Below are 6,211 nucleotides of genomic sequence, written 5' to 3'. Positions count from 1 at the left end.
GTTGTGGGCGATGATCGAACGCAAGTTGCGGGCCAGCGCACTACGCTCAGGCCAGATCTTCTTGTTACCGTTTTGGCAGGTCGATATGTGTCCATGGCACAGTTGGCAGGTAATGCTGCGCGACGATGATCACCGCCACCATCACCACCAGGAATACCACTTGCAGCGGGCTCCAGAAGGCCCAATGCAGACCATTGAACCACGGATAGTTGAGGCTTTTCTCACCCATGTGGCCGATGCGTTTGCTGTGCAGCAGGTTGATCAGCAGCATCCCGGCATAAGTAATCGCCCCCAGAATCCCCAGCATCAGCCCGCAAGCCACGAGCATGGCCAATTGCGGGATGCCGTGGCGTAACACCAGCCAGTACTGGTTGGGGTTGACGCGCTTAGGGATCAAATACTGGCTCAGCCACAGGTCCGCAACCATAAAGGACGAACTCATCCAGACCCACACCTGCGTGATCCGAAAGAAAACCGCGGCCGGCAAGATCGCCAATACCACTAAGATGAGTACGACCCCGAAGTCCAGCTCTTCGGTTTGAACGTGAGCGAGGTTCAGGACAGCGGCCAAGGCAAAGATCGCCCAGAGCCGGATAAGCACTTGGACGTAAATCGGTCGTGGGACGAATTTGCGCCAGAAGAACAGGTCGCTTTGGGGCAGGCGTTCGATCAACTGCGGATAACGCCAGGTCAGGGTTTCGCCCAGATGCTGGCAAGCGTTCCATTCGTTTTGGCCAAACGTGCCGATGATGCTCATCTGTTGGGTTGCGGTCATGGGCGTGAGCAACAAGCGCGCGGCCAGGGCGTCGGCGCTGGTGCGCCGGGTGTCCTGGGCTTTGTCCTGGAGGTTGATATAAAAGCTTTCCTGCTCGCAACGCGACACCAAGCCACGCCACATCCACTCAGGTTCCGGGTACACGCCTTTCTGGTCGTCCCAGCCAAAGGCCTGGCACACGCGTTCAAACAGCGGCACGCTCCATTGGGTGTCGTGCAGCAGTTGCAGAATAATGCGCTGCCACTGTTGCTGCTGATCGAACACCCGCAGCCAGGCTTGCTCGTTGTAGTGCGTCAGTTGGGTGATGAACTCGCGCTCGGCCTTTTGCTCCAGCAGTTCCTGCAAGGTGCGGCGGTAGTCCTGCAGCAGCTCGCTGGTGAGGGCTTCGTGCTGCCACGGGGTCATCACCACCTGTTGCCAGGGCGTCAGCCATTCCAGGTGTTGCATCGCCCAACCGGCAATTGCACTGCGCTCGCCGGGGGCTTCAAAGCAATGGCGCAGCAGGCCGGCCTGGAATGTTTCTTCGCAGCTCTGCTGTTGGGCCTGGGCCCAGCGTTCATCGAGGTTGTGCAGGTTCACGCCGGCGAGCAGCGCGTGGGCCGGGTCGGGCTTTGGCGCTTCAAACGCGGCGGGGCTGAGTGGGCTGATGTTCATCAGCTCGGCGAGGTCATACGCGTTTTTCGCCATGGGCGGTTCGAACGACGCAGGACTCAAGGGGCGAACGTCCATCAGTTCAGCCAGATCGTTGAGATTGCCGTGTGCCTGTTCGGCCATCGGCGCCTCGACGGTTTCCACTTCCTCGTTGTCGGCCCGCCAGCGCGCGATGTTCAGCGCCTGTTCATAGGCCTCGCGCAGGCGCTGGAAACCCTCGGCGTCATCGTCCGGGCGGCAGCTTTTCAGCAGTCGCGCGTAGGTGCGCTTGATGGTCCGTTCGTCGGCATCGTCTGCCAGTTGCAACACTGTCCAACAGTCCATGTGGATTTCCTTCAGCGCCAGAACCCGTTATCGAGTTGCTCAAGTTGTCGGGTCAGCTCGCTGCGGGCCTCACGGATGCGGCGTTCGTCCTGGGTGTCGAGCACTTGCTGGAACTGCGCGGCCCAGTGTCCGAGTTGCTCACGCAATTCGCCGAGGTTTTCCTGGTAGAGCCGCTCGAGGCGGGCGGTCAGCACGGTGTTGACCTGCTGGTCGCGCGGGTGAATTTTCAACAATGCCAACGCTTGCAGGCGTTGCTGGATCTCTTGCGGGCTGAGCACGCCGGGGTTGTTCTCGATCACCAGCGAGTGCTGCTCGCCGGTCAGCGGAATGTTCACCTGGGCTTCGAGCAAACCGTTGTTGTCGTAGGTGAAGCGCACGTCCAGCGAGACTTCGCCAGCCTTGCGCTTGGGCACGGGGATTTCCAACTGGCCCAGTTCGATATTGTCTTTCACCAGGCGACTTTCGCCTTGGTAAATTTTCAGCAGCACGCGGGGCTGGTCGTCGTAGAGCGTGACCACGCTTTTGACCCGGCTCACCGGCACGCTGCTGTTGCGTTCGATCAACGGCAGGTAATGCCCGCTCTCGATATGGCCGCCGTACTGGTTCGAGGTTTCGATACCCAGGGTGTAGGGGCAGACGTCGGTCAGCACGATTTCTTCCAGCGCCGCCGAGCGGGCCTTGAGCGCGGCCTGGATCGCCGCGCCGTGGGCGACCACCTGGTCCGGGTCGAGGCTGATGGACGGGAAACGCCCGAACAAACCTGCGGCCAGTTTGCGCACCAGCGGCATGCGCGTGGTGCCGCCGACCAGCAGGATTTCATCGAGGTCGCCGACCCGAATCCGTGCGTCGCGCAGGGCGCGTTCAATCGGTGCGCGCAGGCGTTCCAACAACGGCGTGTAGAGCTTGGCGAGTTCGGCCTGGGTGATGGTTGTGACCCACTGTTGGCCATCTATACGCAGGGCGAACTCGGCGCTGTCGTCCTGACCCAAGGCTTTGCGCACGCGCTCGGCTTCGCGGCGCAGGGCTTGCAATACACTGCTGGTGGGCGGGAAACCCTGGGCATTGCGCTGGCTGTCGACGAAGTGTTCCAGCAACAACGTGTCGAAGTCTTCGCCGCCCAGGAAGTTGTCGCCGGCGCTGGCGCGTACTTCCATCACACCGTCGAACAGCTCGATGATCGACACGTCAAAGGTGCCGCCGCCGAGGTCGAACACCAGGAACGAGGTTTCCTTGTCACGCTGGTGCAAGCCATAAGCCAAGGCGGCGGCGGTGGGTTCGTTGATCAGTTTTTCAACATTGAGCCCCGCCAGTTCACCGGCAATGCGCGTGGCTTTGCGCTGGCCGTCGCTGAAGTAGGCGGGCACGCTGATCACTGCTTCGGTGACGGTTTGGCCGTAGGTGCGCTCGATGTCTTCTTTGAGGCTTTTGAGGACCAGCGCCGACAGCTCTTCGGGGCGGAACGAGCGGTCGCCCAGGCGCACTTCGGTGGCACTGCCCATGTAGCGCTTGAACAGCGACGTGGTCAGGAGTGGGTGAGTATGCAGGCGTTCCTTGGCGGCTTGGCCCACCAGGATACGGCCTTGATCATCCAGGCCGACCACGCTGGGGGTCAGCAACTGGCCAAGCGCATTGGGCACCATTTCGGCCGCATCGCCGCGCCACACGGCGGCCAGGCTATTGGTCGTCCCCAGGTCGATTCCTACGATCATTACGACAAGCTCCCTCTGTGGTCTGTAAGAATCTGTTACTAATTTTACCCTGAAAGGTTGAAGGGAAGGCAAGCCAGCGCCCACCTTTGATTCGCGCTGATTAACGACATGGCAAAAAAAAACCGCTTCCGGTAAGGGAAGCGGTTTTATCTACATCAGCACGATCAGAACAACTTCAGCGCCGGTGCTTCTTCTTTCAACGGCTCGTTCTTCGCGGTCTGCTCGTTCCAGCCGCCGCCGAGGGCCTTGTACAAGTTGACCTCGCTGTTGAGCTGCGCCAGGCGGTCGGTGATCAGCGATTGCTGGGCACTGAACAGTTGGCGCTGGGCGTCGAGGAAGGTCAGGTTGCTGTCGACACCAATGCGGTAGCGACGCTCGGCCAGGCGGTAGTAATCCTGGTTGGCCGCAACGAAGCCGCGCTGAGCATCCAGCTGCTGCTTGTAGGTCTCGCGGGCGGCGAGGCCGTCGGAGACTTCCTGGAAGCCGGTCTGGATCGCCTTCTCGTAGTTGGCCACGTTGATCTCTTTCTGGATCTTCGAGTAGTCCAGGCTTGCGCGCAGGCTACCGGCGTTGAAGATCGGGATGTTGATCTGCGGGGCAAACGACCAGGTGCCCGAACCGCCTTTGAACAGGCCACCCAGGGTAGGGCTGGCGGTACCGGCGCTGGCAGTCAGGCTGATGCTCGGGAAGAACGCAGCACGGGCCGCGCCGATATTGGCGTTGGCGGCCTTGAGGTTGTACTCGGCCTGCACAATGTCGGGACGACGTTGCAGCAGGTCCGAGGGCAACCCGGCAGGCACTTCGCTGAGCAGGTCATCCGACAGCGGCTTGCTGGTGATATTGGCTGGCAGGCCAGTGCCCAGCAACAGGGTCAGGCTGTTTTCGTCCTGTGCCACCTGACGCGTATAGCGCGCCAATTGAACACGGGCGTTTTCCACCGAGGTGCGTGCCTGGCTGAGGTCGAGCGCCGAGGCCACGCCGACTTCGTTGCTGCGCGAGGTCAGCTTGAAGCTCTGCTCAAACGCGCCGAGGGTGTCCTGGGTCAGTTTGAGCAGTTCCTTGTCGGCCTGCCAGGTCAGGTAGGCATTCGCCACACTGGCCACCAGGCTGATCTGGGTGCTGCGCCGCGCTTCTTCAGTGGCGAAGTACTTTTGCAGCGCTTCTTCACTCAGGCTGCGCACGCGGCCGAACAGGTCCAGCTCATACGAACTGATACCCAGACCGGCCGAGTACTGGCTGGAGATGCTCGATTCGCCGGTCTGCGACAACTTGGCCGGGGTGCGCGAGCGGCTGCCGCTGCCGGTGGCCGAAACCGCCGGGAACAGGTCGGCACGCTGGATCTGATACTGCGCCGCATAAGCGTCGATGTTCAGGGCAGCGACACGCAGGTCACGGTTGTTGACCAACGCGGTCTGGATCAGCTGTTGCAGGGCAGGGTCATGGAAAAACTGCTTCCAGCCTTGCTCGGCAGCGGCCTGGCTCGGCGCCTGGGCCGACGAGTACGCCGGCCCCTGCGGGAACTGGGCTGCTACCGGCGCTTCAGGGCGCTGGTAGTCAGGGATCAGCGAGCAGCCACTGAGCACGAATGCGGTGACGGCTAAGAAAAGTAGCGACTTGCTCATTGGCCAGCCTCTTTAGGAGTTTCAGTAGTGTCTTTCTTTTTGCGTTCGCCAGCGGCGGATACGGTTGCGTAGAACAGCGGCACCCAGAAGATCGCCAGCACAGTGGCCGTGATCATACCGCCGATCACGCCGGTACCGATCGCATGCTGGCTGCCTGAGCCGGCGCCCGTGGAGATCGCCAGCGGCAATACGCCGAGCATGAACGCCAACGAGGTCATGATGATCGGGCGCAGACGCATGCGGGACGCTTCGATAGCCGCCTCGACGATGCCTTTGCCTTGCTCATGCAGCTCTTTGGCGAACTCCACGATGAGGATGGCGTTTTTCGCCGCCAGGCCCACCGTCACCAACAGGCCCACCTGGAAGAACACGTCGTTGGACAAGCCGCGCAGGCTGGTGGCGATCAACGCACCGATCACCCCCAAAGGTACCACCAGAATCACCGCGATCGGGATCGACCAGCTTTCGTACAGTGCCGCCAGGCACAGGAACACTACCAGCAGCGACAGTGCGTACAGCGCTGGCGCCTGGGAGCCGGAAAGGCGCTCTTCGTACGACAGGCCTGTCCAAGCATAACCAACACCGGCCGGCAGTTCTTTGGCAATGCGTTCGACTTCGGCCATTGCATCACCGGTACTGTAGCCAGGTGCCGGGGTACCGAGGATTTCCATCGCCGCTACACCGTTGTAGCGCGAAAGCTTGGGCGAACCGTAGATCCACTTGCCCGACGAGATGGCCGACAGCGGCACCATTTTCCCGTCGTTGCTGCGCACGTACCATTTGTCCAGGTCTTCCGGCGACATGCGGCTGGCGGCGTCACCTTGTACATACACCTTTTTCACGCGACCACGGTCGATGAAGTCGTTGATGTAGCTGCCACCCAAGGCAATGGCCAGTGTCTGCTGGATATCCGCTAGGCTGATGCCCTGGGCACTGGCCTTCTCGTCGTCAACGGTCAGCTCGTACTGCGGCTCGTCGTTCACGCCGTTAGGACGTACGCCGGCCAGCACCTTGCTTTGTGCCGCCGCACCCAGGAACTGGTTACGTGCAGCCATCAGCTTGTCGTGGCCGACGCCACCCTGGTCTTGCAGGAACACGTCGAAACCAGTGGCGTTACCCAGCTCCAGTAC

The 6,211-nt window shown here is 61.3% G+C and carries 4 protein-coding genes; all 4 read right to left on the bottom strand.

The window, feature by feature from the left end; all coding sequences use genetic code 11:
- Nucleotides 1-64 precede the first annotated feature (64 nt).
- Complete coding sequence (locus FEM54_RS21925) at nucleotides 65-1,750, bottom strand: J domain-containing protein (protein ID WP_138452978.1); 1,686 nt, start codon at nucleotides 1,748-1,750, stop codon at nucleotides 65-67.
- 11 nt (nucleotides 1,751-1,761) lie between these two features.
- Nucleotides 1,762-3,459, bottom strand: a complete 1,698-nt coding sequence (locus FEM54_RS21920; protein ID WP_017137245.1) for a molecular chaperone HscC — start codon at nucleotides 3,457-3,459, stop codon at nucleotides 1,762-1,764.
- 164 nt (nucleotides 3,460-3,623) lie between these two features.
- Nucleotides 3,624-5,081, bottom strand: a complete 1,458-nt coding sequence (gene adeC, locus FEM54_RS21915) for an AdeC/AdeK/OprM family multidrug efflux complex outer membrane factor (RefSeq protein WP_138452976.1) — start codon at nucleotides 5,079-5,081, stop codon at nucleotides 3,624-3,626.
- Nucleotides 5,078-6,211 (bottom strand): efflux RND transporter permease subunit (locus tag FEM54_RS21910; protein ID WP_171045879.1); only part of this gene is annotated, 1,134 nt, incomplete at its 5' end. The genes adeC and FEM54_RS21910, both read right to left, overlap by 4 nt.

Source organism: Pseudomonas edaphica, assembly GCF_005863185.1.
Taxonomy (GTDB): Bacteria; Pseudomonadota; Gammaproteobacteria; order Pseudomonadales; family Pseudomonadaceae; genus Aquipseudomonas; species Aquipseudomonas edaphica.
This window is presented reverse-complemented; position numbering and strand designations above follow the sequence as displayed.